The organism is Streptomyces nanhaiensis (genome assembly GCF_046614825.1).
In the GTDB taxonomy this organism is placed as follows: Bacteria; Actinomycetota; Actinomycetes; order Streptomycetales; family Streptomycetaceae; genus Streptomyces; species Streptomyces radiopugnans.
In genome coordinates this window covers 43600-68247 of the sequence record NZ_JBKJFM010000006.1, presented here as the reverse complement: position 1 = coordinate 68247, position 24648 = coordinate 43600, and the positions used below count along the sequence as shown (strand labels likewise).

Genomic DNA, 24648 nt, shown 5'->3' with positions numbered 1-24648 from the left:
CCCACCTTACGCCGAATGGTGGGCGCATATGCTCAGCCCGTGGAAAACCACTCGCTGCCGCGCACCGCTGCCTTCTTCGACCTGGACAAGACGGTCATCGCGAAGTCGAGCACGCTCACCTTCGGCAAGTCCTTCTACCAGGGCGGGCTGATCAATCGGCGCGCCGCACTGCGCACCGCGTACACGCAGTTCGTGTTCCTCGCCGGAGGCGCCGACCACGACCAGATGGAACGGATGCGCGCCTACCTGTCCGCGATGTGCCGCGGCTGGAACGTCCAGCAGGTCAGGGAGATCATCGCCGAGACCATCCACGAGCTCATCGACCCGATCATCTACGACGAGGCCGCCTCCCTCATCGAGGAGCACCACCTCGCCGGGCGCGACGTCGTGATCGTGAGCACCTCCGGCGCGGAGGTGGTGGAACCGATCGGCGAACTGATAGGCGCGGACCGCGTCGTGGCGACGCGCATGGTCGTCGAGGACGGCTGCTTCACCGGCGAGATCGAGTACTACGCGTACGGCCCGACCAAGGCGGAGGCCGTGCGCGAACTGGCGGAGTCCGAGGGGTACGACCTCTCGCGCTGCTACGCCTACAGCGACTCGGCCACCGACATCCCCATGCTGGAGGCGGTCGGCCACCCGCACGCCGTCAACCCCGACCGGGCACTGCGCCGGGAGGCCGTGGCCCGCGACTGGCCGATCCTCACCTTCCAGCGCCCGGTCCGCCTCAAGCAGCGGGTGCCGTCGCTCGCCATGCCGCAGCGCCCCGCGCTGGCCGCCGCGGTGGCGGTGGGCGCGGCGGCGGCGACCGCCGGCCTGGTCTGGTACGCGAGCCGGCGGCGCGCCCGTCTCCACGCGGTGTGAGCACCGCCGTCCCCCGGAAGGAGCCTGCGGTCCCCTATGGGGCCCCATGGGGCCTTCAAGGTGTTTGAAGGGGAAAGTAAAGCTCCGCGGGGAGAGGTTCCGCTTCGTCCTCGGGTGGGGTACAAAGGAGTCAACGGCCCGCGAGACCTGGTCGATCCCATCCGAAAGGAGGGTCGGCGCAGACGAAGGCCCCACGGACCGAGCATGGAAGCCGGGAACCCACGCGCAGCAGACCCGCGATAGGGCCGGCCGCACCAGGGTCGGGCGAAGTCCCCCCTGATGACGGCGACACCGTGCACGCTTGGTACCCCGGCGGACGTGCCAGCGGCGACACCGACCTCGCGCCGGTGCCGCCGCATCAATGTGCCGTCACCGCGCACGGGCCGCTCGGGCGTTCCCCCGGGCGTCTCCCTCGGACTCCCGGCCCCCCGCGCGGTCCTGGCGTCAGGCCGCCCCGCGCTGGAGGGCCTCGCAGACCGCCGTGCTCTCCCGCGCGCCCAGCCCGACCGACCGGCCGCAGTGGCCGATCCATTCCGCCACTCCCTCCGGAGTGCCGGAGACGTATCCCTTCAGGGCCTCCACATAGGCGTCTGCGCCCTGTTCGGCGTGACCGACCTCCGAGGGGCAGACGGACTTCGGGTCCAGACCGCCGCCGATCAGCACGATCCGCTCCGCCGCCCGGGCGACCAGGCCGTTGTACGTGCCGAAGGGGCGCAGGGCCATCAGCTCGCCGTGCACCACCGCCGCCACCACCAGCGCGGGCGCGGATGTGCCCGCGACGACGAGCTGCGCCAGGGCGTCCAGCCGGGCGGAGACCTCGGCGGCGTCCGGCAGCGCCAGTCCGGACACCAGCGGCTCCTCCACCGGTTCGCCCGCCAGCCGAGGCCGGCCCACCCGCTCGCCGTCCGCCTCGCCGCCCGCCGCCACCAGATGGAGCCTGGCCAGTACCCGCAGGGGCGACTGCCGCCACACGTCCAGCAGTTGGCCGGCCTCCGCGGTCGCCCGCAGGGCCGCGCCGACCGTACGCGACTCGGCGTCCGCGCCGAAGTCGCTGCGGCGGCGCACCTCCTCCAGCGGCCAGTCGGCGCCTCCGAGCGCCGCCGAGGCGCGGGCGCCCCGCAGCACCGCCTCGGCGGTGACCTCGCTGCTGCGCCGCCGCATCACCCGGTGCCCGTACACCCGGTCCACGGCCTTGCGCACCGATTCGACGGAGTCGGCGACGCCGGGCAGCGAACCCAGCGAGGCGAGGGGATCAGCAGTCGTAGCCATGCCTAGACCCTACGCACCCCCGACGGCGTGAACGCCCCACGATCGAGTGGTCTTCTTCACGCGATCCCCCTCCGTACCGCGGGCGCCCCACTACGCTTCCGACTATGAAAATCGCTTTCGTAGGAAAGGGCGGCAGCGGCAAGACGACGCTGTCCTCGCTGTTCGTCCGTCATCTCGCCGCCCAGCACCTCCCCGTCGTCGCCGTGGACGCCGACATCAACCAGCACCTGGGCGTCGCGCTGGGCCTGGACGAGGAGGAGGCGGCCGCCCTGCCCGCGATGGGCGCCCGTCTTCCGCTGATCAAGGAGTACCTGCGCGGCACCAACCCCCGGATCGCCTCGGCCGAGACGATGATCAAGACGACTCCGCCCGGCGAGGGGTCCCGGCTGCTGCGGATCACCGAGGACAACCCCGTGTACGACGCCTGTGCCCGCCGCGTCCGGCCCGGCGGCGTTCCCGACGGCGGCGACGTACGGCTGCTGGCCACCGGCCCCTTCACCGAGGCGGACCTGGGCGTGGCCTGCTACCACTCCAAGGTCGGCGCCGTCGAGCTGTGCCTGAACCACCTGGTCGACGGGCGCGGGGAGTTCGTGGTCGTCGACATGACGGCGGGCTCCGACTCCTTCGCCTCCGGGATGTTCACACGCTTCGACATGACGTTCCTGGTGGCCGAGCCGACTCGCAAGGGCGTGGCTGTCTACCGGCAGTACAAGGAGTACGCCCGGGACTACGACGTCCAGCTGCGCGTTGTGGGCAACAAGGTGCAGGGCCAGGACGACCTGGACTTCCTGCGCGCGGAGGCCGGGGACGACCTGCTGGTGACCGTCGGGCACTCCGACTGGGTGCGCGCGATGGAGAAGGGCCGGGTCCGGCCCTTCTCCGAGCTGGAGGACGCGAACCACAAGGCGCTGCGCATGATGCAGGAGACGGCGGACGCGTCGTACGGCCTGCGCGACTGGGAGCGCTACACCCGGCAGATGGTGCACTTCCACCTGAAGAACGCCGAGAGCTGGGGCAACGCGAAGACGGGCGCCGACCTGGCGGCCCAGGTCGATCCCGCCTTCGTGCTCCGCGAGGAGCCGGTCCGGGCCGCCGGGCCCGTCTGAGCCGGCTCACGTCCCGTCTCTCCGGTCCCCGCCGCGCCGCACGCCCGGTGCGTCGTACGGTCGGCGCGCACGACGCACCGGGCGCGCCGACCGCACCGCGTGTGCACGGGGATGCCGCGGCGGGGACGCCGGGGACGGGAGGCCGGGGCCGGGAGGCCGGGTTCTACGCGCCGCCGGGCGACCGGGAGGAGGCCGCCGTCGAGGGGGCCGAGGGTACGGTCAGGAACTTCTTCCAGCCGCCCTCGGGCGCCTGCCCCACCCCGAGGCCGCGCAGCCTCTCCAGGATCCGGGGGTCCTGGGCGTCGAGCCAGTCGACGAGCTGCCGGAAGGAGACGCAGTGCACGTCGGCCATGGGGCACACCTTCTTGATGACGTCCTCGACGGCCTTCATGTAGACACCGCCGTTCCAGCCCTCGAAGTGGTTGCCGATGATCAGCGGCGCGCGGTTGCCGTCGTACGCGCGGTCGAAGCCCTCCAGCAGGCCGTCGCGCATCTGGCGCCCCCAGGCCTCGCGCTGCGCCGGGTCGCCGTTGACCGTCCCCGACTGGTTGGCCAGGAAGTTGTAGTCCATCGCGAGCGTCTCGAAGGAGCGCCCGGGCATCGGCACCTGCTGGAGCGGCAGGTCCCACAGGCCGCCCTCCTTGTCGGGCCAGACCTGGGTGCCGTTGCCGGAGGAGTCATAGCGGAAGCCCATCTCCTTCGCGGCCGGGAGGAGGTTCGCGCGGCCCTCCAGGCAGGGAGTGCGGCCGCCGACCAGTTCCCGGTCGTAGTCGAAGGGGAGGGGCTCCAGGTCCTTCCAGCCGGTCGTGGTCCTCCAGTTCTTCACGAACCACTTGGCCTGTTCTATCTCGCTCTTCCACTGCTCGGGCGTCCAGCTGCCGACACCGTTCGGCCCGCAGAAGTGTCCGTTGAAGTGGGTGCCTATCTCGTTTCCCTCGAGCCAGGCGCCGCGGAGCTGCTCCAGCGTGGCCCGTATGTTCTCGTCCTTGAGGTAGCCGATGTCCGAGGCGCCGCGGCCGCGGCCGGGCGGCTCGTAGCGGTGGGCCTCCGCCTCGGGCAGTACGTACACGCCGCTGAGGAAGTACGTCATGTGGGCGTCGTACTCCCTTCCCACCTCGCGGAAGCGCGAGAAGAGCTTCTTGCTGTCCTCCCCCGCGCCGTCCCAGGAGAAGACGACGAACTGCGGAGGCTTGTCACCGGGCTTCAGACGCCCGAAGTCGGGCTGGTTCGGCTGGGGGCCTATGTAGGCGGTGGAGCCGTCGCCTATGAGCTCGACCCGGCCGGCGGGCTCCCCCTTCCGCGCGTCCTTGTTCGCACGACCCTCGTCCTTCGACGCGCTCGGGGACGAGCTCGAACAACCGACCGCCAGTACGACCAGTACGGCCGCTCCCGCGACGCCTCTGGTCAGCCTCCGCGTGACTCCCATGCTCTCCACCTCATCGCTTCCGTCGTCGCTTCTGTGCTCTTTCGGCCGACGCGTTCGGCCTGCGACCAACCTCACACGCACTGTGAGAGGCGCAAGCGAGGAGACCGGTTCCTATGACTTATTCACCCCCGGGTGTGAACAGTGGGCCCGATTGCCCAACCCCCTTCCTTGATCCCTTAAGCGGCGTCACGATTCGTTCACCGAGACTTTGAGTAGTCATTCCAATGCGAAAAGTGACAGAACTTCGCGACGGAGACGCTATGTCCGCCTGCGCCACCCCTCGTCCCTCCGGAAACCCCTCCGGAAGCCCCTCCGAGCGCCCCACCGACGCCGATCCCCCGGCCCCTCCCGCCAGGGAGAGCGCCCGCGCCGCCGGCACCACGGCCCGCGGACCGCCGCCCCCGGGATCGCCCGCACGCCGGTGACCGAGTCCCGCGAGGCCGACGGGCCGGAGGCACTCCGCCCGGCCAACACCGTGCGGCAACTCGACCACCCGCGGGCCCATCCGTGTGCGGCCCGGCGGCTGTCGGTGGGTTCGCGGGAGCTGTGCGGAACGTACTTCCACGTCGGTGAGGCACAGGCGTACGCAATGGACGAACCGGGCGACGGGAGCGGCGGCGGGGCGCCGGCCTCCGCCCCCGTGCACCCCGGCGCGGCGGCCGTCCGAGCGGCCCCGCGCACGACGGGGGAACGGCGGCCGGCGGCGGGGCGAAGATCGCGGAGACAAGCCGTTCGACCGCTCGTCGGCCGCTCACCGACGGGTGCCGACCCCTGAGCGCAAGAGGTCTACACCACTTGACGGACAACCCTTGTCAGGGGGCGACAAGGGCTGGTCTGCTATGACGCGGGACACACCAGACACCCTGGGAAAGGGAGATGTCGTGAGCAACGAAAGCCTGGCCAACCTGCTCAAGGAGGAACGGAGGTTCGCGCCGCCCGCCGAGCTGGCAGCGAACGCCAACGTCACCGCGGAGGCGTACGAACGGGCGAAAGCGGACCGGCTGGGCTTCTGGGCCGAGCAGGCCCGCCGACTGAGCTGGGAGACCGAGCCGACCGAGACCCTGGACTGGTCCAACCCGCCCTTCGCCAAGTGGTTCAAGGACGGCCGGCTCAACGTGGCCTACAACTGCGTCGACCGCCATGTCGAGGCGGGTCTGGGCGACCGGGTCGCCATCCACTTCGAGGGCGAGCCGGGCGACACGCGCGCGATCACCTACGCCGATCTGCGGCGCGAGGTCTCCAAGGCAGCCAACGCCCTGATCGAACTGGGCGTGCAGACCGGCGACCGGGTCGCGATCTACATGCCCATGATCCCCGAGACGGTCGTGGCGATGCTGGCCTGCGCCCGCATCGGCGCCCCCCACTCCCTGGTCTTCGGCGGCTTCTCCTCCGACGCCCTGGCCACCCGCATCCAGGACGCCGACGCCCGCGTCGTCATCACCGCCGACGGCGGCTACCGGCGCGGCAAGCCCAGCGCCCTGAAGCCCGCCGTCGACGAGGCCCTGACCCAGCCGGGCGCCGAGAAGGTGCGCAACGTCCTGGTCGTCCGCCGCACCGGCGAGGAGACGGCCTGGACCGAGGGCCGGGACGTGTGGTGGCACGAGCTGGTGGACCGCCAGTCCGACGAGCACACCCCGCAGGCCTTCGAGGCCGAGCACCCGCTGTTCATCCTCTACACCTCCGGCACCACGGGTAAGCCCAAGGGCATCCTCCACACCTCCGGCGGCTACCTCACCCAGGCGGCCTACACCCACCACGCCGTCTTCGACCTCAAGCCGGAGACGGACGTCTACTGGTGCACCGCCGACGTCGGCTGGGTCACCGGCCACTCGTACATCGTCTACGGTCCGCTGGCCAACGGGGCCACCCAGGTGATCTACGAGGGCACCCCCGACACCCCGCACAAGGGCCGCTGGTGGGAGATCGTCGAGAAGTACGAGGTCACGATCCTCTACACCGCTCCGACCGCCATCCGCACCTGCATGAAGTGGGGCGACGACATCCCGGCGAAGTTCGACCTGTCCTCGCTGCGGGTGCTGGGCTCGGTCGGTGAGCCGATCAACCCCGAGGCCTGGGTCTGGTACCGCCACAACATCGGCGGCGACCGCACCCCGGTGGTGGACACCTGGTGGCAGACCGAGACCGGCGCCATCATGATCAGCCCGCTGCCCGGCGTGACCGAGGCCAAGCCCGGCTCGGCGCAGGTGCCGCTGCCCGGCATCTCCGCCACGGTCGTGGACGACGAGGCCAACGAGGTGCCCAACGGCTCCGGCGGCTACCTCGTCCTGACCGAGCCGTGGCCGTCGATGCTCCGGACGATCTGGGGCGACGACCAGCGGTACCTGGACACCTACTGGTCGCGCTTCCAGAACCGCTACTTCGCGGGCGACGGCGCCAAGAAGGACGAGGACGGCGACATCTGGCTGCTGGGCCGGGTGGACGACGTGATGCTGGTCTCCGGCCACAACATCTCCACCACCGAGGTCGAGTCCGCCCTCGTCTCGCACCCGAAGGTCGCCGAGGCGGCGGTCGTCGGCGCCACCGACCCGCAGACCACCCAGGCCATCTGCGCCTTCGTCATCCTGCGCGGCAGCGCCGCCGAGGACGAGGGTCTGGTGGAGGAGCTGCGCGGCCACGTGGCCAAGCACCTCGGCCCGATCGCCAAGCCCAAGCGCATCCTGCCGGTCGACGAGCTGCCCAAGACCCGCTCGGGCAAGATCATGCGCCGGCTGCTGCGCGACGTCGCCGAGAACCGGGACCTGGGGGACGTCACCACCCTCACCGACTCCACGGTGATGACCCTCATCCAGTCCAAGCTGCCGGGAGCCGCCTCCAGCGAGGACTGACCGGCACCGGACCCGTCCGGCAGGGGCGCCCGGCCACCGCTTGTGCGGCGGCCGGGCGCCCCCGTCCGTTGCGGCCGCACGCACTCGCAGACGGCTCGCCGACACCGTGTGCGACGGCTGGCACCGCGGTCCGGCATGATGCAGACCCTGGCCAAGAGCCATCGACCGCAACGACGAGAGGGAGCATGAGATGAGCCCAGCCGACGACGGCCGCAGCATCGGTCAGCTGGTCGCCTCGGCGACGACCGAACTGTCCGCACTGGTCCACGAGGAGATCGCGCTGGCCAAGGCCGAGTTGCGGCAGGACGTCAAGCGCGGCGCGATCGGCAGCGGCGCGGCCATCGCCGCGGGCGTCCTGGTGCTCTTCTCGCTGCCGGTCTTCAGCTTCGCCGCGGCCTACGGCATCCACAACCTGGGGATCGGGCTCGCCTGGTCGTTCACCATCGTGGGGGGCGCGTACCTGCTGGTCGCGCTCGTGCTCCTGCTGCTGGCGAAGGCCAAGCTGTCCAAGGTCAAGCCGCCCAAGCGCTCGATCGCCTCGGCCAAGCAGTCGGCGGCCGTGCTGTCGGGCGTCAAGCCCCACCCCCGGACCGTCCCGGGCGCGCGGACGGAGCCCAAGGCCGTCGGGGCGGAAACCATGGCCGTCGAGCACGTGACACGCTCTTCCACATGACGGACGGCAGGGACGGCACGGACGGTGCGGGCAGCACGGGCACGGCAGGCGCAGAGGGCACGGCAGAGATGAGCGGCACGACGGGTACGACAGGCGCGAACCACTCCACCACCCCCTCCTCGGCCATCCGGATGGACGGCCCCTGGACACACCGGGACGTCGCCGCCAACGGCGCGCGCTTCCACATCGCCGAGATGGGCGAGGGCCCGCTGGTACTGCTGCTGCACGGCTTCCCGCAGTTCTGGTGGGCCTGGCGGCACCAGTTGCCCGCCCTCGCCGACGCGGGCTACCGCGCGGTGGCGATGGACCTGAGGGGCGTGGGCGGCAGCGACCGCACCCCCCGCGGCTACGATCCGGCCAACCTCGCGCTCGACGTCACCGGTGTGATCCGCTCCCTGGGCGAGCCGGACGCCGCCCTCGTCGGCCACGACCTGGGCGGTTACCTGGCGTGGACGGCGGCGGTGATGCGCCCGAAGCTGGTCCGGCGCCTGGCCGTGGCCTCGATGCCGCACCCGCGCCGCTGGCGCGCCGCCATGCTGGGCGACCTGCGGCAGACGGCGGCCGGGGCGTACGTGTGGGGTTTCCAGAGCCCCTGGGTCCCCGAGCGGCGGCTGGTGGCGGACGACGGGGCGCTGGTCGGCCGGCTGCTGCGGGAGTGGTCCGGGCCCCGGCCTCCGGAGGACGACACGGTCGAGGTCTACCGGCAGGCGATGTGCGTCCCCTCCACCGCGCACTGCTCGATCGAGCCCTACCGGTGGATGGTCCGCTCGCTGGCACGCCTGGACGGGTTCCAGTTCAACCGCCGCATGAAGCGGCCGGTGCGTGTTCCCACCCTCCATCTGCACGGTTCGCTCGACCCGGTGATGCGCACCCGCAGCGCGGCGGGCTCGGGCGAGTACGTGGAGGCCCCGTACCGCTGGCGGCTGTTCGACGGTCTGGGCCACTTCCCCCACGAGGAGGACCCGAAGGCGTTCACCGGCGAGCTGATCGACTGGCTGGAGGACCCCGAACCCGACCGATGATAAGAGCACGTGACGCCCGCATAGGCCAATTGACGGACCATTGGGCGATTACCGACCATGGGGCACGGGCAGAGTCCGGAGTATGGGTTGGACGCACGACTACCGTGACGTGTCACGCGACATCCGGGAACAGAGCAGCGCGCAGGGCTCGCCCCCGCGCTCCGCGCGGGACCACCGCGATCTCGGCGATCTCCGCGATCCCCAGCTCGGCATCCCTCACATCCTGCGCCGCCGTGCCCGCTGGGTAGGCGCGCGGCTGCGCCATACGCGCGGCTGACGCCGCGCACACCGCACACAGCACACCGGGTATCCGCCGTACCACCCGTCTCCCCCGGCCCCTGCCGCCGTCCGGCTTCCGAAGCCGTGAGCGGCGGCGGGGCCGTGGCCCTGGGAGCCCGCGGCCCCCCGGTGACCGGGTCTCCAGGGCCACGGGAGAGCGGGACCGGACGTGAACCGGGTCCGGACCGTGCCGAGCCGAGCCGGACCGTGCCTGGCCGAGCCGGGCCGAGCCGGGCCGGACCGTGCCTGGCCGAACCGGGCGGAAGCCGGTCCTCACATCGCGCATCCCTGGCTGTCCACCGGCCCCCGGGACGCCCGCCCCTGCAGGACGTCCTGGCGGATCTCGTCGTTGGTGAGCGCGTAGCCGGTGTTCTCGTCCTCCAGGGACTTGGCGAAGATGACGCCGTAGACCCTGCCGTCGGGCGTCAGCAGCGGGCCGCCGGAGTTTCCCTGCCGGACCATGGCGTGCAGGGAGTAGACGTCGCGGCGCACCGTGCCCCGGTGGTAGATGTCGGGACCGGTGGCCTGGATACGGCCGCGTACCCGCGCGGAGCGGACGTCGAACCCGCCGTTCTCCGGGAAGCCCGCGACGATCGCGTCGTCGCCGGTCTCCGCGTCGTCCTCCACGAACCGCAGCGCCGGGGCCCGGAGTGACGGCACGTCGAGCACGGCGATGTCGCGCTCCCAGTCGTAGAGGACGACCGTGGCGTCGTGCAGCCGGCCCTCGCCGCCGACCTGCACGGTCGGCTCGTCGACACCGCCGACCACGTGCGCGTTGGTCATCACCCGGCCGCGGTCGAAGACGAAGCCGGTGCCCTCCAGCACCTTGCCGCAGCTCTGCGCGGTGCCCAGGACCTTGACGATGGAGCGCTTGGCGCGGGCCACGGCCGGACTGCCGGCCAGGGCCGGGTCCGGAGGCTCCACCGAGGTGATCGGCTCGTTGGCGAACGGCGAGAAGACCTGCGGGAAGCCGTTCTGCGCGAGCACCGAGGTGAAGTCGGTGAACCAGGTGTCGGCGCTGTCCGGCAGCGCCCGGGAGACCCCGTGCAGCACCGCGGAGCCGCGCACCCCCCGGGCGACGACGGGAACGGCCGTGGAGGCCAGCAGCGAGCCGATCAGCCAGGCGACCAGCAGCATGGCCACGACGTTCACCAGGGCGCCGCCGGACGCGTCCAGGGCCCTGGCGGGCGACCAGGTGATGTGCCGGCGCAGCCGGTTGCCCAGGTGGGTGGTGAACGCCTGGCCGACCGAGGCGCACACGATCACCACCGCCACCGCCGCGATCGCACCCGCCGTCCCCGGCGACGCTCCGTCGGTGAACTCGTTCCAGACGAGCGGCAGCAGGTAGACCGCTGCGAGCCCGCCCCCGAGGAAACCGGCGACCGACAGCACGCCGACCACGAAACCCTGGCGGTAGCCCACGACCGCGAACCAGACCGCGGAGAGCAGCAGCAGTACGTCCAGCACGTTCACGTCGCCCACCGTCTCATGCGCGCCAGTCGAGGGGGACGCTGCGGTCGGTGTCCCACGGCCGCTCCCAGCCGGCGAAGTGCAGGATCCGGTCGATGATCCCGGCCGTGAAGCCCCACACCAGCGCGTCGCTGACGAGGAAGCACGGACCGCGGTAGCCGCTGGGGTGTCTGGCCGTGGCCCGGTTCGCCGGATCGGCGAGGTCGGCCACGGGCACGGTGAAGACCCGGGCCGTCTCCGCCGGGTCCACCGGCGCCACCGGGCTCGGCTCCCGCCACCACCCCAGTACGGGCGTGACGACGAATCCGCTCACCGGGATGTAGACGCGCGGCAGCCGCCCGAAGACCTGCACCCCGGACGGGTCGAGCCCGGTCTCCTCCTCGGCCTCCCGCAGCGCGGCGCGCAGCGGCCCGTCGCCCTCCGGGTCGCCGTCCTCCGGATCGAGGGTGCCGCCGGGGAAGGACGGCTGCCCGGCGTGCGAGCGGAGACTGGAGGACCGCTCCATCAGCAGCAGCTCCGGCCCGGTGCCCGCGCCGTTCCCTCCGTTCCCCCCGCTCCCGCCGCCCTCGCCGAAGAGCACCAGGACCGCGGACTGCCGTCCGCCTCCGTCGCTGGGCGGCAGGAAGCGGCTGAGCTGCCGCGCCCGCACCGTCGAGGCCACGTCGGCCACCGGGCGCAGCCAGTCCGGCAGCCCCCGGTCGGTGACGGCGACCGGGCCGGCGGCCGGGCCGGCGACAGAGGTCCGGTGCTTCTCCTGTGCTTCCCTCATCCGCGCTCCACTCAGGCGCCCGGCGGCGGCGCGGGCTGCCCGGGGTAGTCCGCGGGGGGCTTGAGCCGCTGGCCGGGCGCGCCCCCCATCTCGTACTTCAGCAGCTTCTTCGCCTTCTCCGGGTCCGTCTCGCCCTCGCCGTACGAGGGGCACAGGTGCGTGATCGGGCAGGCGCCGCACGCGGGCTTGCGGGAGTGGCAGATGCGGCGGCCGTGGAAGACGACCCGGTGCGAGAACATCGTCCACTCGCTCTTGGGGATGATCCCGGCGATCTCGGCCTCGACCTTCTCCGGGTCGGTCTGCTCCGTCAGCCGCCAGCGGCGCACCAGCCGCCCGAAGTGGGTGTCCACCGTCAGGCCCGGCCTGCCGAAGGCGTTCCCCAGCACCACGTGTGCCGTCTTACGGCCGACGCCGGGCAGGGAGACCATGTCCTCGAGGTTGTCCGGAACCTCGCCGCCGAAACGGTCGCGCAGGGCGGCGGAGAGCCCCAGCAGCGACCTGGCCTTGTTGCGGAAGAAGCCGGTGGGCCTGATCAGCTCCTCCAGCCGCTCGGGGTCGGCCGCGGCCATCTCCTCCGGGGTGGGGTAGGCGGCGAAGAGGGCGGGGGTGGTCTGGTTGACCCGCAGGTCGGTGGTCTGGGCGGAGAGGACGGTGGCGACCAGCAGCTGGAAGGGGTTCTCGAAGTCCAGCTCGGGGTGCGCGTAGTAGTACACCTCGGCCAGCTCGCGGTTGATGCGCCGGGCGCGGCGGACCATGGCCAGCCGTGTCTCCGGCTTGCCCCCCGCGCCCCTCTTTCCTCCCCCGGCCGCTCCCGGCGGCTTCGCCTCCGTTACCCGTTCGGCGGACTCTCGTTCGCCCACGGCGGAATCCTGGGATGAGCCACGGGACACCGTCACCCGTACGCCCCCTTTCCGTCCGGCCTCACCGGCGTGTTGGACACCCGGCCAGCGTACGGGGGCGCGCCGGCATCCGCCCCGCTCACCGCCGATTCGGGGCCCGATCGGACCCCTGGCGCACGCACCGCACGCCGGGTGCGTCAAACTTGTGACTGATCGCACTGTTTCACCGTCCGGCATCATGGGGGCGACAGACCCGTGGGCACGTGGACAAGGAGAGAACTCGTGGACGACGTTCTGCGGCGCGCCCCGCTCTTCGCGGCGCTTGACGACGAGCAGGCTGCCGAGCTGCGTGCCTCCATGACGGAGACGACGCTCGCACGGGGTGAGGCCCTGTTCCACGAGGGCGACCCGGGAGACCGGCTCTACGTCGTGATCGAGGGCAAGGTCAAGCTCCACCGCACCTCCCCGGACGGCCGGGAGAACATGCTGGCCGTGCTCGGCCCCGGCGAGCTGATCGGCGAGCTGTCCCTGTTCGACCCGGGCCCCCGTACGGCCACGGCCACGGCGCTGACCGAGGTCAAGCTCTTCGGCCTGGGCCACGGCGACCTCCAGCCCTGGCTGAACGCCCGCCCCGAGGTCGCCACCGCGCTGCTGCGCGCCGTCGCCCGGCGGCTGCGCCGCACCAACGACTCGATGTCCGACCTGGTCTTCTCCGACGTCCCAGGCCGCGTCGCCAAGGCGCTGCTGGACCTGTCGCGCCGCTTCGGCGTGCAGTCCGAGGAGGGCATCCACGTGGTGCACGACCTCACCCAGGAGGAGCTGGCCCAGCTCGTCGGCGCGTCCCGCGAGACCGTCAACAAGGCACTGGCCGACTTCGCCAGCCGCGGCTGGCTGCGGCTGGAGGCCCGTGCGGTCATCCTGCTGGACGTGGAGCGGCTGGCGAAGCGCTCGCGCTGAGCCGGCCCCGGCGGCTCCGGGACCCCCGGGAGCGCCCGAGAGCCCCGGGAGCTCCCCGATGCGGCGCGGGGCCGCCCGCCCGGGCGGGCCCCGTCCAGCGGGAGCACGTCCGGGGCGCGGCCCGCGGGCACGGCACGGAAGCACGGCACGGAAGCACGGCCCGCGGGCACGGCACGGAAGCACGGCCCGTCACACCAGGCCGTGCTCCTCCAGGTACTCCAGCTGCGCCCGCACCGACAGCTCGGCGGCGGGCCACAGCGAGCGGTCCACGTCCGCGTAGACGTGCGCCACGACCTCCCCCGGCGTCCGGTGGCCCGCCTCCACCGCCGTCTCCACCTGCGCCAGACGGCTCGCCCGGTGCGCCAGGTAGTACTCGACGGCCCCCTGCGCGTCGTCCAGCACCGGCCCGTGCCCGGGCAGCACCGTGCGCACGCCGTCGTCCACCGTCAGCGAGCGCAGCCGCCGCAGCGAGTCCAGGTACTCGCTCAGCCGCCCGTCGGGGTGGGCCACCATCGTCGTGCCGCGCCCCAGGACCGTGTCGCCGGTCAGCACCGCGCCGTCGGCGGGCAGGTGGAAGCTGAGCGAGTCCGAGGTGTGCCCCGGCGTGGGCACCACCCGCAGCTCCAGGCCGCCCGTGGTCACCACGTCCCCGGCCGCCAGGCCCTCGTCCCCCAGCCGCAGCGCCGGGTCGAGCGCGCGTACGGCCGTCCCCGTCAGCTCGGCGAAGCGGGCGGCGCCCTCGGCGTGGTCCCAGTGGCCGTGGGTGAGCAGCGTCAGCCCCACCCGCCGGCCCGACCGCTCGACGGTGTCGATCACCTGGCGCAGATGCCCCTCGTCCAGCGGGCCGGGGTCGACGACGACCGCCAGCGGCGAGTCCGGCTCGGCGACGATCCAGGTGTTGGTGCCGTCCAGCGTCATCGGCGAGGGGTTCGGCGCGAGCACGCACACGGCGCGGGCGGTGCCCGTGCCGTCGATCGCGCCGCCGCGCGGCTGCCCGGGCAGGGCGGAGGCGTCGGTCACGGCGCGCCCCCCGCCGTCCGCCGGGCCGCGGGCACGTGCTTGGTGAACTCCTCGTGCCCCGGCCAGCTCAGCACCACCCGCTGCCCGCCGGCCCCGTCGTCCTCCAGGCTCGCCCGGGCCAGTACGGGCGTCAGGTCCCGCTCCCCGGACGCGGCCAGCGCCGCGGCGGCGTCGGCGTACGGCACGAGCTGCCGCAGGGTGGCGATCGTCGGGGGCATCATCGTCAGCTCGCCCCGGTCGTAGGCGGCGGCCGCGTCCGCCGGGCGGATCCACACCGTGCGGTCGGCCTCGCCGGAGACGTCGCGGGTGCGCTGCCCCTCGGGCAGCGCGGCGACGAAGAACCAGGTGTCGTAGCGCCGCGCCTCGAACTCCGGGGTGATCCAGCGCGCCCAGGCGCCCAGCAGGTCGCTGCGGAGGACCAGTTCCCGGCGGGTGAGGAAGTCGGCGAAGGACAGCTCGCGGGCCACCAGGGCCGCCCGGTCCGCCTCCCAGTCGTCGCCGGTGGTGTCGGCGACGACCGTGTCCGGGCCGGGGCCGGCCAGCAGGACGCCCGCCTCCTCGAAGGTCTCGCGCACGGCGGCGCACACGACGGCCTGCGCGACCGCCTCCTCCACCCCGAGCCGCCGCGCCCACTCCCCGCGCGCCGGGCCGGCCCAGGCGACCTCCCCCTCGTCGCGGGGGTCCACGCCGCCGCCGGGGTAGGCGTACGCGCCCGCGGCGAAGGCCATGGAGGCGCGCCGGCGCAGCATGTGGACGGCCGGGCCCCCCTCGGCGTCCCGCAGCAGCATCACGGTCGCCGCCCGGCGCGGGGACACCGGCGTGAGCCGCCCCTCGGCCAGGGCGCGGATGCGCTCGGGCCACTCGGGCGGATACCACTGCCCGTCGCGCGGGGGCGTGGGGGACATGGGCTGCGGCGGCGTTGACGGCATGGCCGGATCGTACGGCCGCGGGCCGCGATGTTCGAGTACGGGCCTCGAACACCGCGGCCCGCACCGGCCCGCCCTGTGCCCGTCCGGCAGCCCGGCGGCGGCTCAGTCCGCCAGTTCGACCTGGATCTCGACCTCGACCGGTGCGTCGATCGGCAGCACCGCGACGCCCACCGCGCTGCGCGCGTGCACGCCCCTGTCGCCCAGCACCTCGCCCAGCAGCTCGCTGGCGCCGTTGACCACGCCGGGCTGGCCGGTGAAGTCCGGAGCGGAGGCGACGAAGCCGACCACCTTGACCACCCGGGCGATCCGGTCCAGGTCGCCGGCGACCGACTTCACGGCCGCCAGGGCGTTCAGCGCGCAGACCCGGGCCAGTTCCCTGGCCTCCTCCGGCGTCACCTCGGCGCCGACCTTGCCGGTCACCGGCAGTTTGCCGTCGACCATCGGCAGCTGCCCGGCGGTGTACACGTAGGAGCCGGAGAGCACCGCCGGGACGTACGACGCCAGCGGCGCCACCACCTCCGGCAGGGTCAGCCCCAGCTCCGCGAGCCTGGACTCGACGGAGCCGCCCGCCTCGCTCACTGCTTCTCCCGCTTCAGGTACGCCACGAGCTGCTCCGGGTTGTTCGGGCCGGGCACCACCTGGACCAGTTCCCAGCCGTCCTCGCCCCAGGTGTCCAGGATCTGCTTGGTCGCGTGCACGAGCAGCGGTACGGTCGCGTATTCCCACTTCGTCATGGGGCCGACCTTAGCCTCTCCCCCGCACCCTTCCGCGCGCCCTCCCCCGGTGTCCCCGCCGCCCCGGCCCCGTCCCCCACGCGCCCGGGCGCACCTCCATGGCCCATCCGCAGGCGTACTCCCCCCGTCCGGTGGTTAGGCTGCGAAGGGTGAGCAGGCTGCATGTGGTGACCGGCAAGGGCGGGACCGGAAAGACGACGGTCGCCGCCGCACTGGCGCTCGCCCTCGCCGAGGAGGGCAAACGCACGCTTCTGGTCGAGGTCGAGGGGCGGCAGGGCATCGCCCAGCTCTTCGAGACCGAGGCGCTGCCGTACGAGGAGCGGAAGATCGCCGTGGGACCGGGCGGCGGCGAGGTGTACGCGCTGGCCGTCGACGCGGAGAAGGCTCTGCTGGACTACCTGCAGATGTTCTACAAGCTCGGCGGCGCGGGACGGGCCCTGAAGAGGATCGGCGCGATCGACTTCGCCACCACCATCGCGCCCGGTGTGCGCGACGTCCTGCTGACCGGCAAGGTCTGCGAGGCGGTGCGCCGCCGCACCCGCGCCGGCGGCTTCGTCTACGACGCGGTGGTCATGGACGCGCCGCCCACCGGCCGGATAACCCGCTTCCTCGGCGTCAACGACCAGGTGGCCGGGCTGGCCCGGGTCGGCCCGATCCACAACCAGGCCCAGGCCGTGATGCGGGTGCTCAAGTCGTCCGAGACCGCCGTGCACCTGGTGACCCTGCTGGAGGAGATGCCCGTCCAGGAGACCGTGGACGGCGTCGCCGAGCTGCGCGCCACCGGGCTGCCGGTCGGCTGCGTGTTCGTCAACATGACGCGGCCGGCGGTGCTGGACCGGACGGCGGTGCGGGCCGCCGAGGAGTCCCGCACCGAGATCGCCAAGGCGCTGTCCCGGGCGGGCCTGGGCGGCGCACGGCGCGGCGGCAGGGCGGAGCAGCTGATCGGCCCGCTGCTGCGCCAGGCCCACGAGCACGCCGAACGGCTGGCGCTGGAGGGCGAGTTGCGGTCGGAGATAGCCGGGCTGGAACTGCCCGCGTACGAACTGGAACTGCTGGCCGAGGGCGCCGACCTGCCCGGCGTCTACCTGCTCGCCGGCGAACTGCGCGAACAGGGGGTGGCGAGGTGACGGCACGGGCGGCCGAAGCGGGCACGGCACAGGCGCACGGGCTGGGTACGCTCCCGGTGCTGGACGTCGACGCGCTGATCGACGATCCCGGCACCCGGATCGTGGTCTGCTGCGGCGCGGGCGGCGTGGGCAAGACGACGACGGCCGCGGCCCTGGGCGTACGCGCGGCCGAGCGCGGCCGGAAGGTCGTCGTACTCACCATCGACCCGGCCCGCCGGCTGGCCCAGTCGATGGGCCTGACCGAACTGGACAACACCCCGCGCCGGGTGAAGGGCGTCGACGGCGCGTCGGGCGGCGAACTGCACGCGATGATGCTCGACATGAAGCGGACCTTCGACGAGATCGTCGAGGCCCACGCCGACCCCGAGCGGGCCCGCGCGATCCTGGAGAACCCCTTCTACCAGTCGCTGTCGGCCGGTTTCGCGGGGACGCAGGAGTACATGGCCATGGAGAAGCTCGGCCAGCTCCGCGCGGACGACGAGTGGGACCTGATCGTCGTGGACACCCCGCCGAGCCGTTCCGCGCTGGACTTCCTGGACGCGCCCAAGCGCCTGGGGTCGTTCCTGGACGGGCGGTTCATCAGGCTGCTGACGGCCCCGGCGAAGGTCGGCGGCCGGGCGGGGCTGAAGTTCGTGAACCTGGGCGTGTCCGGGCTGTCGGTGTTCACCGGGCTGCTCAACAAGCTGCTGGGCACGGGGCTGCTGCGCGACATGCAGACGTTCGTGGCGGCGATGGACACGATGTTCGGCGGCTTCCGCACCCGCGCCGACGCCACGTACCGGCTGCTCCAGGCGCCGGGCACGGCGTTCCTGGTGGTGGCGGCCCCGGAGCGCGACGCGCTGCGCGAGGCGGCGTACTTCGTGGAGCGGCTGGCCGCGGACCGGATGCCGCTGGCGGGTCTCGTGCTGAACCGGATGCACGGCAGCGAGGCCGCCCACCTCAGCGCGGAGCGGGCGCTGGCCGCCGCGGAGAACCTCGAGGATGACGGCGTCGTCGATCAGCCCGAGGGGGAGGGTGGTGATGGACGCCCCGCCCCGCGGTCCGCGTCCGGCTCCGGTTCCGGCTCCGATGCGCACTCCGGCGACGGCTCCGGTGCCGGCTCCGGCGAGTCCGCCGAGGACTCCTCCGTCTCCCCGGACTCCCCCGAATCCCCCTCGGCGGCCGAGCGGCTGGCAGCGGGCATGCTGAGGCTGCACGCGGAGCGGATGCACGTACTGGCGCGCGAGCGGCGTACGCGCGACCGCTTCGCCGCGCTGCACCCGGAGGTGCCGGTGGCCGAGGTCGCCGCGCTGCCGGGCGATGTGCACGATCTGGACGGACTGCGTGCGATCGGCGGGCGGCTCGCGGAGCAGCCCGGCGTCGAGCCCGCCTAGCCGCACCGCCGGCCGTGCCGGTGCCGGTCCTGCGGCCGGCGCCCGCGCCGGGCCCTGCCGGGGCCGGGGCTCAGTGCCCTGGTTCTCAGCACCTGGTTCTCAGCACCTGGTTCTCAGCATGGTTCCCGGGTTCAGCCCGCCGCGGCGTAGTCGCCGCTGTACCGCCGCGCGTCGTGCTCGCGCATCTCGACCTCCATGGGCAGCAGGCCCGCGCTGCGCTCGTACTCCGTACGCGCGGTCTCCAGCAGCCGCCGCCAGGAGGTGACCGTCGGGCGGCGGCGCAGCAGCGCTCTCCGCTCCCGCTCGGTCATCCCGCCCCAGACGCCGAACTCCACACGGTTGTCGAGGGCGTCGGCCAGGCACTCGGTGCGCACCGGACACCCGGTGCAGACCGCCTTGGCGCGGTTCTGGGCCGCCCCTTGTACGAACAGTTCATCCGGATCCGCAGTGCGGCAGGCCGCCTGCGCGCTCCAGTCGGTAACCCAGCCCATGCCGGCGCCGTCCTCTCCCGAATCGAGGCTCCCCCACGGCGGCAGACGGCATATTCACCGCTGCCAGTGCAGGACGTTACGGAAGGCGGCCAGGGCGCAACACCCCCGACGGGCCCAATCTTGAATGGCCCGAACGGACTATGGGTGCGCGGCAGATCACCCAACGGAGTGACCGGAGGACGATACCGAAATTTCGGTCAAATACGGTCATTGTTCCCGTATTCCAAGGAGCCGGGATCGGAGGTTTCCTGACACGGGATTGCAATTCGGTCACATCTCAACGCTCGATGGAGTGAACCGCGAGTTGACAAGGAACCGAACGACCGTGTCAGACGTGATACAGCGTAGGCGAACACACGCACACCTGTCCGGCGATTGAGAACGTAGGCTGCCCTCATGCCAAACAAGCGCTCGGGTGGCGGGCTGTCCGGGACCCAGCAGGCCGCCAAGTTCCTCGGCGTCAGCGTGCTCGCGGGAGCGGTGCTGGCGGGCATCGCGCTGCCCGTAGCAGGCGGCCTCGGGCTGGCCGCCAAGGGCACCGTCGAGAGCTTCGACGAGATCCCCATCGACTTCAAGCGCCCCCCGTTGAGCCAGAAGAACCAGATCCTCGACTCCGAGGGCAATCTGATCGCGACCGACTACTACCGCGACCGCACGGTGGTGCCGCTGAAGAAGATCAACCCGATCATGCGGAAGGCGATCGTCGCGATCGAGGACTCCCGCTTCTACGAGCACGGCGCGATCGACCTCAAGAGCGTGATGCGCGCGCTGAACAAGAACGCGCAGGAGGGCGGGGTCGCCGAGGGCGGCTCCACCCTCACCCAGCAGTACGTCAAGAACGTCTTCGTGGAGCAGGCCGGTGACGACCAGCAGAAGGTCGCCGAGGCCACCCAGCAGACCATCGGCCGCAAGATCCAGGAACTGAAGTACGCGATCAGGATCGAGGAGGAGCTCAGCAAGGAGCAGATCCTCGAGAACTACCTCAACATCACGTTCTTCGGCCAGCAGGCGTACGGCATCGAGGCGGCGGCCCGGCGCTACTTCTCCAAGAACGCCGCCGACCTGGAACTGCACGAGGCCGCGCTGCTGGCCGGCCTCGTCCAGTCCCCCACCTACTACGACCCCGTCAACTACCCCGACCGGGCCGTCAAGCGCCGCAACATCGTGCTCAACCGCATGGCCGAGACGGGATCGGCCTCCAAGGAGGACGTCGCGGCGGCCAAGAGGAAGGACCTGGGCCTCAAGATCAGCAAGCCCAGGAGCGGCTGCATCACCGCCACCGACAAGGCGGGCTTCTTCTGCGACTACGTCCGCAAGATCATCCTGACCGACCCGGTCTTCGGCAAGACCGAGGAAGAGCGCAAGGACCTCTGGAAGCGCGGCGGTCTGACGGTCCGCACCACGCTCTCGCCCAAGGCGCAGAAGGCCGCCGCGGAGGCCGCCACCGGCAAGGTCTACGAGGACGACCCGGTGGCCGCCTCCGTCGTCCAGGTGGAGCCGGGCACCGGCAAGATCCTCTCGATGGCCCAGAGCCGCCCGTACGGCCTGGACCAGAACGAGAACCAGACCCTGCTCAACCTCGCGGTCGACAACGCCATGGGCGGCAGCACCCACGGCTTCCAGGTCGGCTCCACCTTCAAGCCGATCATCGCCGCCGCCGCGATGGCCGACGGCGTCAGCCCCGCCAGCACCTACAAGAGCGACTGGAAGACCTCCTTCAGCCTCGGGGACTTCAAGGTCTGCGGCAACAAGCCCTACGGCAGCGGCAGCTGGGACGTCCAGAACGAGCTGGAGTCCGAGAAGGGCACCTGGGACATGACCGGCGCCCTCAGCAAGTCCATCAACACCTACTTCGTCGACCTGGGCCAGAAGGTCGGCCTGTGCGACGTCGTGGAGATGGCCGGGAAGATGGGCGTCCGCCTCGGCAGCGGCAAGCCCGTCGAGCAGAAGCCGGCGATGCTCCTGGGCGGCCAGAACATCAGCCCGCTGTCCATGGCCGCCGCGTACGCCACGTTCGCCGACCGCGGCACCTACTGCTCGCCGGTCGCGATCCAGAAGGTCACCGACGCCGACGGCAAGAAGCTGTCGGTGCCCAAGACCAAGTGCGAGCGGGCGATGTCCGAGCACATCGCGGACTCCATCAACAAGATGCTCAAGGGCGTGGTGGAGGACGGCACCGGGACGAGGGCCGGCCTGACCGACCGCGACAACGCGGGCAAGACCGGTACGACGGACGGCCGCAAGGACGCCTGGTTCGTCGGCTACACCCCGAACCTCTCCACCGCCGTCTGGGTCGGCGACGACATCGGCGATCCGCAGGAGATGTACGACATCACCATCGGCGGGCAGTTCTACGACAAGGTCTGCGGCGGGTGTCTGCCAGGCCCCATCTGGAAGACCGCGATGACCGGCGCCCTCCAGGGCGAGCCCGTCGAGTCCTTCAACGACGTCCAGGTGCCGCGGGCCGCCACCGGTGACAAGAAGGACCGGGGCCGCGGCGGGGACGACGACAAGCCCGGCGACCGCCGCCCCGGCAACCCGTTCCCCGACATCACCCTTCCGCCCGGCGTCATCGGCGGAGGCGGCAACGGGGGCCCGGGCGGGGGCGGAGGCACCAGCACCATGGGCGGCACCACGGTCGGCACCACCGTCGGCGGCGTCACCGGCGGTGACACCGGGGGCGACAGCGGCGGCGACAGCGTCGGCGCCACCTCCACCACCGGGGGCTGGGATGCCGGCGGCGGCAACGGCACGAACGGCAACGGGGGTTGGCAGACCTCCGGCCAGGACGGCGGCTGGACACCGCGGTAGCCGGGCGGCGCACGCCGAGACACAACCGGACATGCGGAGGGGCCCCGGAAACCGGGGCCCCTCCGCATGTCGGTTTCGCTTCCCTCCGGCCCGCGGGCCTGGGATCCCGCGGGCCTGCGGTCAGCCCGCCAGGTGCTTCTTGACGGCGGCGGCCACCCGGCCGCCCTCCGCGCGCCCCGCCACCTTCGGGTTCACGATCTTCATCACGGCGCCCATGGCCCTCGGTCCCTCGGCCCCGGCCGCCTTCGCCTCCGCCACGGCCTCGGCCACCAGCGCGTCCAGCTCCTCGTCGGTGAGCTGCTTGGGCAGGTACTCGGCGAGCACCTCGCCCTCCGCGCGCTCCCGCTCGGCCTGCTCGGCACGCCCGCCCTTGGCGAACGCGTCCGCCGCCTCGCGCCGCTTCTTGGCCTCACGGGTGATGATCTTCTCGACCTCGGCGTCGGACAGTTCACGGGCGCTCTCGCCCGCCACCTCCTCCTTCTGGATCGCGGTCAGCGTGAGGCGGAGGGTGGCGGAGCGCAGTTCGTCGCGCGCCCTGATCGCCGCGGTGAGGTCGTCCTGGAGCCGGGTCTTGAGCGTGGTCATGCCGGAAGTGTGCCAGGACGCGGAGCCCGGCGCCCACTGCATTGTGCGCGCCGTCTCCTCCCCCACCCCCTCCCCTACCCCCTCGGCCACCCCTCGCACGGTCCCGGCCCGAACCCGCTCGAACCCGTTACCGCTTCCGCAGCCCGTGCGTCCGCACCCCGCCCGCGTGTCTGCGACGATGGGCCCATGCGTGCGCGATACCCGCTCTCCCTCAGAATCCCCCTCGGCGTCACGGCGGTCGGCGCGGCCTGCCTCGCCTACTCGGCGGGCATCGAGGCCCGCTCGTTCCGCCTCAGGCGCGTCACGGTGCCCGTACTGCCGCGTGGGATGCGACCGCTGCGCGTACTCCAGGTCTCCGACATCCACATGGTCGGCGGCCAGCGCAAGAAGCAGCGCTGGCTCCAGTCCCTGGCCGGACTGCGCCCCGACTTCGTGATCAACACCGGCGACAACCTCTCCGACCCGGAGGCCGTCCCCGAGGTCCTGGACGCGCTCGGCCCGCTGATGGAGTTCCCCGGCGCGTACGTCTTCGGCTCCAACGACTACTACGGCCCCCGGCTGCGCAACCCCGCCCGCTACCTGATGGAGAAGGCCAGCGGCCGCCACGGCCTCAACGGCAACCCCCCGGCGGTCGGCGCCGTCCACAACCCGTGGGAGGGGATGCGCGACGCGTTCGACTCGGCGGGCTGGGTCGGCCTGTCCAACACCCGGGGCCGCATCAAGCTCGACGGCGGCGAGGAGATCGCCCTCACCGGTCTGGACGACCCGCACATCAAGCGCGACCGCTACGACGAGGTGGCCGGCGGCCCCGAGCACGACGCGGACTTCCCCCTCGCCGTCGTCCACGCCCCGTACCTGCGCGTCCTGGACGCCTTCGCCGCCGACCGCTACCCGCTGATCCTGGCCGGCCACACCCACGGCGGCCAGCTCCGGGTCCCCTTCTACGGCGCCCTGGTCACCAACTGCGACCTGGACACCGACCGGGCCCGCGGTCTGTCCCGCCACGAGGCGGGCGGCCACCGCTCCTACCTCCACGTCTCGGCGGGCTGCGGCGCCAACCGCTACACCCCCTTCCGGTTCGCCTGTCCCCCGGAGGCCACGCTCCTCACCCTGACCGAGCGCCCCTGACCGCACCGCCACACCTCCGCCACGCCCCCGCCACGCCTCCTCGGCACCCCGGGAAACCGGATTTCTCCTGAGCGCGGGCGTGGGCTAAAGTAGTCCTCGTTGCACACGGGGTGTGGCGCAGCTTGGCAGCGCGCTTCGTTCGGGACGAAGAGGTCGTGGGTTCAAATCCCGCCACCCCGACAGCCGAAACACCAGGTCAGGGGCCTGATCCGCTCAACGGATCAGGCCCCTGCCGGGTTTCCGGGGACTGTTTGGGAACCATTCGGGAGCTGAGCACGGGAAACGGCTCCCAGGCCATGGCGTGCCGAACGGGCCGTAGGCTCTGGATGTTGCGTTGCCACCGCGATGGGAGGGGGACGCATTGTTGCAGCCACGCAGCGCCAAAGCGGTCGGGAAGGACTTCCCGTATCGGCTCAGCACCATGTGCTACATCGAGGTGCACGGAGATGGCTCCGTGACCCACGGCCGGGACGCCGAGACTTATCGGCGGGCACGGGCAGGTGAGTCCCGGTTGTACGCCGTGTGGCCAGGTGAGTGGTCCAGCCATCTGTTCGTCATCGACGATCTGGACGGATATGCCAAAGCCTTCGGCATCGTCCACGACGAGGAGCGGACCGGTCTGGCGGACCACCATCACGACGTCCGGTGGGAGGTGGCGTCGTGGGAGGACAAGCTCGATGGCACCTGCATCTCGATCGAAGTATGGCTCGACTGCGGCTGTGAAGTGCGTGATCTGAACGTCTTCGCCAAGCAGATGCGCGAGCAGCGAGGCTGGGACATCGCCACTACCAGAGGCTGGGGAAGCGGCGGTGGAAGCTACTACATGCGCGCGAGAAGGAGGAGTCTCGAAGGGCGGCCCTCTACCGCAACCGCGAAAGGTGACACCAAGCGGTGAGAGATTCTCCGTACGGCTTGTGTTGGGCCGGTCAC

General features: G+C 72.1%; 23 protein-coding genes and 1 tRNA gene. 13 read left to right on the top strand and 11 right to left on the bottom strand.

Translation table 11 applies throughout. The features are described from left to right. Positions 1-15 precede the first annotated feature (15 nt). Entirely contained in the window at positions 16-864 is an 849-nt protein-coding gene (locus ACLIYP_RS03660) for an HAD family hydrolase (RefSeq protein ID WP_412711683.1), read from the top strand. A gap of 444 nt (positions 865-1308) precedes the next feature. Here the strand turns inward: ACLIYP_RS03660 and ACLIYP_RS03655 are convergent, their stop codons facing one another. Further along, entirely contained in the window at positions 1309-2133 is an 825-nt protein-coding gene (locus tag ACLIYP_RS03655; protein WP_412711682.1) for a Fic family protein, read from the bottom strand. A 104-nt stretch (positions 2134-2237) separates the two neighbouring features. On the opposite strand from ACLIYP_RS03655, the gene ACLIYP_RS03650 reads away from it, so the two are divergent. Next, a complete protein-coding gene (locus ACLIYP_RS03650; RefSeq protein WP_412711681.1) occupies positions 2238-3239 on the top strand; it encodes an ATP-binding protein in 1002 nt (333 codons plus the stop codon). Between the two features lie 163 nt (positions 3240-3402). Here the strand turns inward: ACLIYP_RS03650 and ACLIYP_RS03645 are convergent, their stop codons facing one another. After that, positions 3403-4665, bottom strand: a complete 1263-nt coding sequence (locus tag ACLIYP_RS03645; RefSeq protein WP_412711680.1) for a polysaccharide deacetylase family protein — start codon at positions 4663-4665, stop codon at positions 3403-3405. A gap of 881 nt (positions 4666-5546) precedes the next feature. Between ACLIYP_RS03645 and acs the strand changes: the two genes are divergently transcribed. From acs to ACLIYP_RS03625, 4 genes are all read left to right on the top strand, one after another. Further along, on the top strand, positions 5547-7511 hold the full coding sequence (gene acs / locus ACLIYP_RS03640; RefSeq protein WP_412711679.1) for an acetate--CoA ligase: 1965 nt from the start codon (positions 5547-5549) through the stop codon (positions 7509-7511). Positions 7512-7701: 190 nt separating this feature from the next. Beyond that, positions 7702-8184: a phage holin family protein gene (locus tag ACLIYP_RS03635; RefSeq protein WP_412711678.1), complete on the top strand. Its 483-nt coding sequence runs from the start codon at positions 7702-7704 to the stop codon at positions 8182-8184. Between the two features lie 68 nt (positions 8185-8252). Beyond that, positions 8253-9206 carry an alpha/beta fold hydrolase gene (locus tag ACLIYP_RS03630; RefSeq protein WP_412711720.1) on the top strand — a complete coding sequence of 318 codons (954 nt, stop codon included), beginning with the start codon at positions 8253-8255 and terminating at the stop codon, positions 9204-9206. Between the two features lie 82 nt (positions 9207-9288). Beyond that, positions 9289-9483, top strand: a complete 195-nt coding sequence (locus tag ACLIYP_RS03625; RefSeq protein WP_093657465.1) for a hypothetical protein — start codon at positions 9289-9291, stop codon at positions 9481-9483. A 275-nt stretch (positions 9484-9758) separates the two neighbouring features. Here ACLIYP_RS03625 and ACLIYP_RS03620 read toward each other — a convergent pair whose 3' ends face one another. From ACLIYP_RS03620 to nth, 3 genes are read right to left on the bottom strand one after another with little or no spacing between them, the layout of a single operon-like run. Then, positions 9759-10958, bottom strand: a complete 1200-nt coding sequence (locus ACLIYP_RS03620) for a MarP family serine protease (RefSeq protein ID WP_412711677.1) — start codon at positions 10956-10958, stop codon at positions 9759-9761. Between the two features lie 13 nt (positions 10959-10971). Continuing rightward, the gene (locus ACLIYP_RS03615; RefSeq protein ID WP_412711676.1) at positions 10972-11724 is read right to left on the bottom strand and encodes an NUDIX hydrolase; all 753 of its coding nucleotides are present in this window, start codon (positions 11722-11724) and stop codon (positions 10972-10974) included. A gap of 11 nt (positions 11725-11735) precedes the next feature. Then, positions 11736-12584: an endonuclease III gene (gene nth, locus ACLIYP_RS03610; protein WP_412711675.1), complete on the bottom strand. Its 849-nt coding sequence runs from the start codon at positions 12582-12584 to the stop codon at positions 11736-11738. Between the two features lie 261 nt (positions 12585-12845). Here nth and ACLIYP_RS03605 point away from each other — a divergent pair, with 261 nt between their 5' ends. After that, positions 12846-13520 carry a Crp/Fnr family transcriptional regulator gene (locus ACLIYP_RS03605; RefSeq protein WP_093657459.1) on the top strand — a complete coding sequence of 225 codons (675 nt, stop codon included), beginning with the start codon at positions 12846-12848 and terminating at the stop codon, positions 13518-13520. 189 nt (positions 13521-13709) lie between these two features. Here the strand turns inward: ACLIYP_RS03605 and ACLIYP_RS03600 are convergent, their stop codons facing one another. From ACLIYP_RS03600 to ACLIYP_RS03585, 4 genes are all read right to left on the bottom strand, one after another. After that, positions 13710-14540, bottom strand: a complete 831-nt coding sequence (locus ACLIYP_RS03600) for an MBL fold metallo-hydrolase (RefSeq protein WP_412711674.1) — start codon at positions 14538-14540, stop codon at positions 13710-13712. Then, positions 14537-15469, bottom strand: a complete 933-nt coding sequence (locus ACLIYP_RS03595; protein WP_412711673.1) for an NUDIX hydrolase — start codon at positions 15467-15469, stop codon at positions 14537-14539. Before ACLIYP_RS03595 ends, ACLIYP_RS03600 begins: the two co-directional genes overlap by 4 nt. A 102-nt stretch (positions 15470-15571) precedes the next feature. After that, positions 15572-16048 (bottom strand): RidA family protein, encoded by a 477-nt coding sequence (locus ACLIYP_RS03590; protein ID WP_412711672.1) that lies wholly within the window; start codon positions 16046-16048, stop codon positions 15572-15574. Further along, the gene (locus tag ACLIYP_RS03585; RefSeq protein WP_003991873.1) at positions 16045-16203 is read right to left on the bottom strand and encodes a DUF4177 domain-containing protein; all 159 of its coding nucleotides are present in this window, start codon (positions 16201-16203) and stop codon (positions 16045-16047) included. Before ACLIYP_RS03585 ends, ACLIYP_RS03590 begins: the two co-directional genes overlap by 4 nt. 149 nt (positions 16204-16352) lie before the next feature. On the opposite strand from ACLIYP_RS03585, the gene ACLIYP_RS03580 reads away from it, so the two are divergent. Both ACLIYP_RS03580 and ACLIYP_RS03575 read left to right on the top strand, forming a co-directional pair. Further along, complete coding sequence (locus tag ACLIYP_RS03580) at positions 16353-17330, top strand: ArsA-related P-loop ATPase (RefSeq protein WP_412711671.1); 978 nt, start codon at positions 16353-16355, stop codon at positions 17328-17330. Next, a complete protein-coding gene (locus ACLIYP_RS03575; protein WP_412711670.1) occupies positions 17327-18703 on the top strand; it encodes an ArsA family ATPase in 1377 nt (458 codons plus the stop codon). The genes ACLIYP_RS03580 and ACLIYP_RS03575 overlap by 4 nt, the downstream gene beginning before the upstream one ends. A gap of 131 nt (positions 18704-18834) precedes the next feature. On the opposite strand, the gene ACLIYP_RS03570 is transcribed toward ACLIYP_RS03575, so the two are convergent. Continuing rightward, a complete protein-coding gene (locus tag ACLIYP_RS03570; RefSeq protein ID WP_093657448.1) occupies positions 18835-19194 on the bottom strand; it encodes a WhiB family transcriptional regulator in 360 nt (119 codons plus the stop codon). A 396-nt stretch (positions 19195-19590) separates the two neighbouring features. On the opposite strand from ACLIYP_RS03570, the gene ACLIYP_RS03565 reads away from it, so the two are divergent. Then, positions 19591-22005 (top strand): transglycosylase domain-containing protein, encoded by a 2415-nt coding sequence (locus ACLIYP_RS03565; protein WP_412711669.1) that lies wholly within the window; start codon positions 19591-19593, stop codon positions 22003-22005. A 120-nt stretch (positions 22006-22125) separates the two neighbouring features. Here the strand turns inward: ACLIYP_RS03565 and ACLIYP_RS03560 are convergent, their stop codons facing one another. Beyond that, positions 22126-22590: a GatB/YqeY domain-containing protein gene (locus ACLIYP_RS03560; protein WP_093657826.1), complete on the bottom strand. Its 465-nt coding sequence runs from the start codon at positions 22588-22590 to the stop codon at positions 22126-22128. Between the two features lie 186 nt (positions 22591-22776). Between ACLIYP_RS03560 and ACLIYP_RS03555 the strand changes: the two genes are divergently transcribed. The 3 genes from ACLIYP_RS03555 (at position 22777) to ACLIYP_RS03545 (ending at position 24613) form a co-directional block, all read left to right on the top strand. Then, positions 22777-23718, top strand: coding sequence for a metallophosphoesterase (locus ACLIYP_RS03555; protein ID WP_412711668.1), 942 nt, complete (start codon positions 22777-22779; stop codon positions 23716-23718). A gap of 106 nt (positions 23719-23824) precedes the next feature. Further along, positions 23825-23898, top strand: a tRNA-Pro gene (locus ACLIYP_RS03550). 241 nt (positions 23899-24139) lie between these two features. Next, positions 24140-24613 (top strand): hypothetical protein, encoded by a 474-nt coding sequence (locus ACLIYP_RS03545; RefSeq protein ID WP_412711667.1) that lies wholly within the window; start codon positions 24140-24142, stop codon positions 24611-24613. Positions 24614-24648 lie beyond the last annotated feature (35 nt).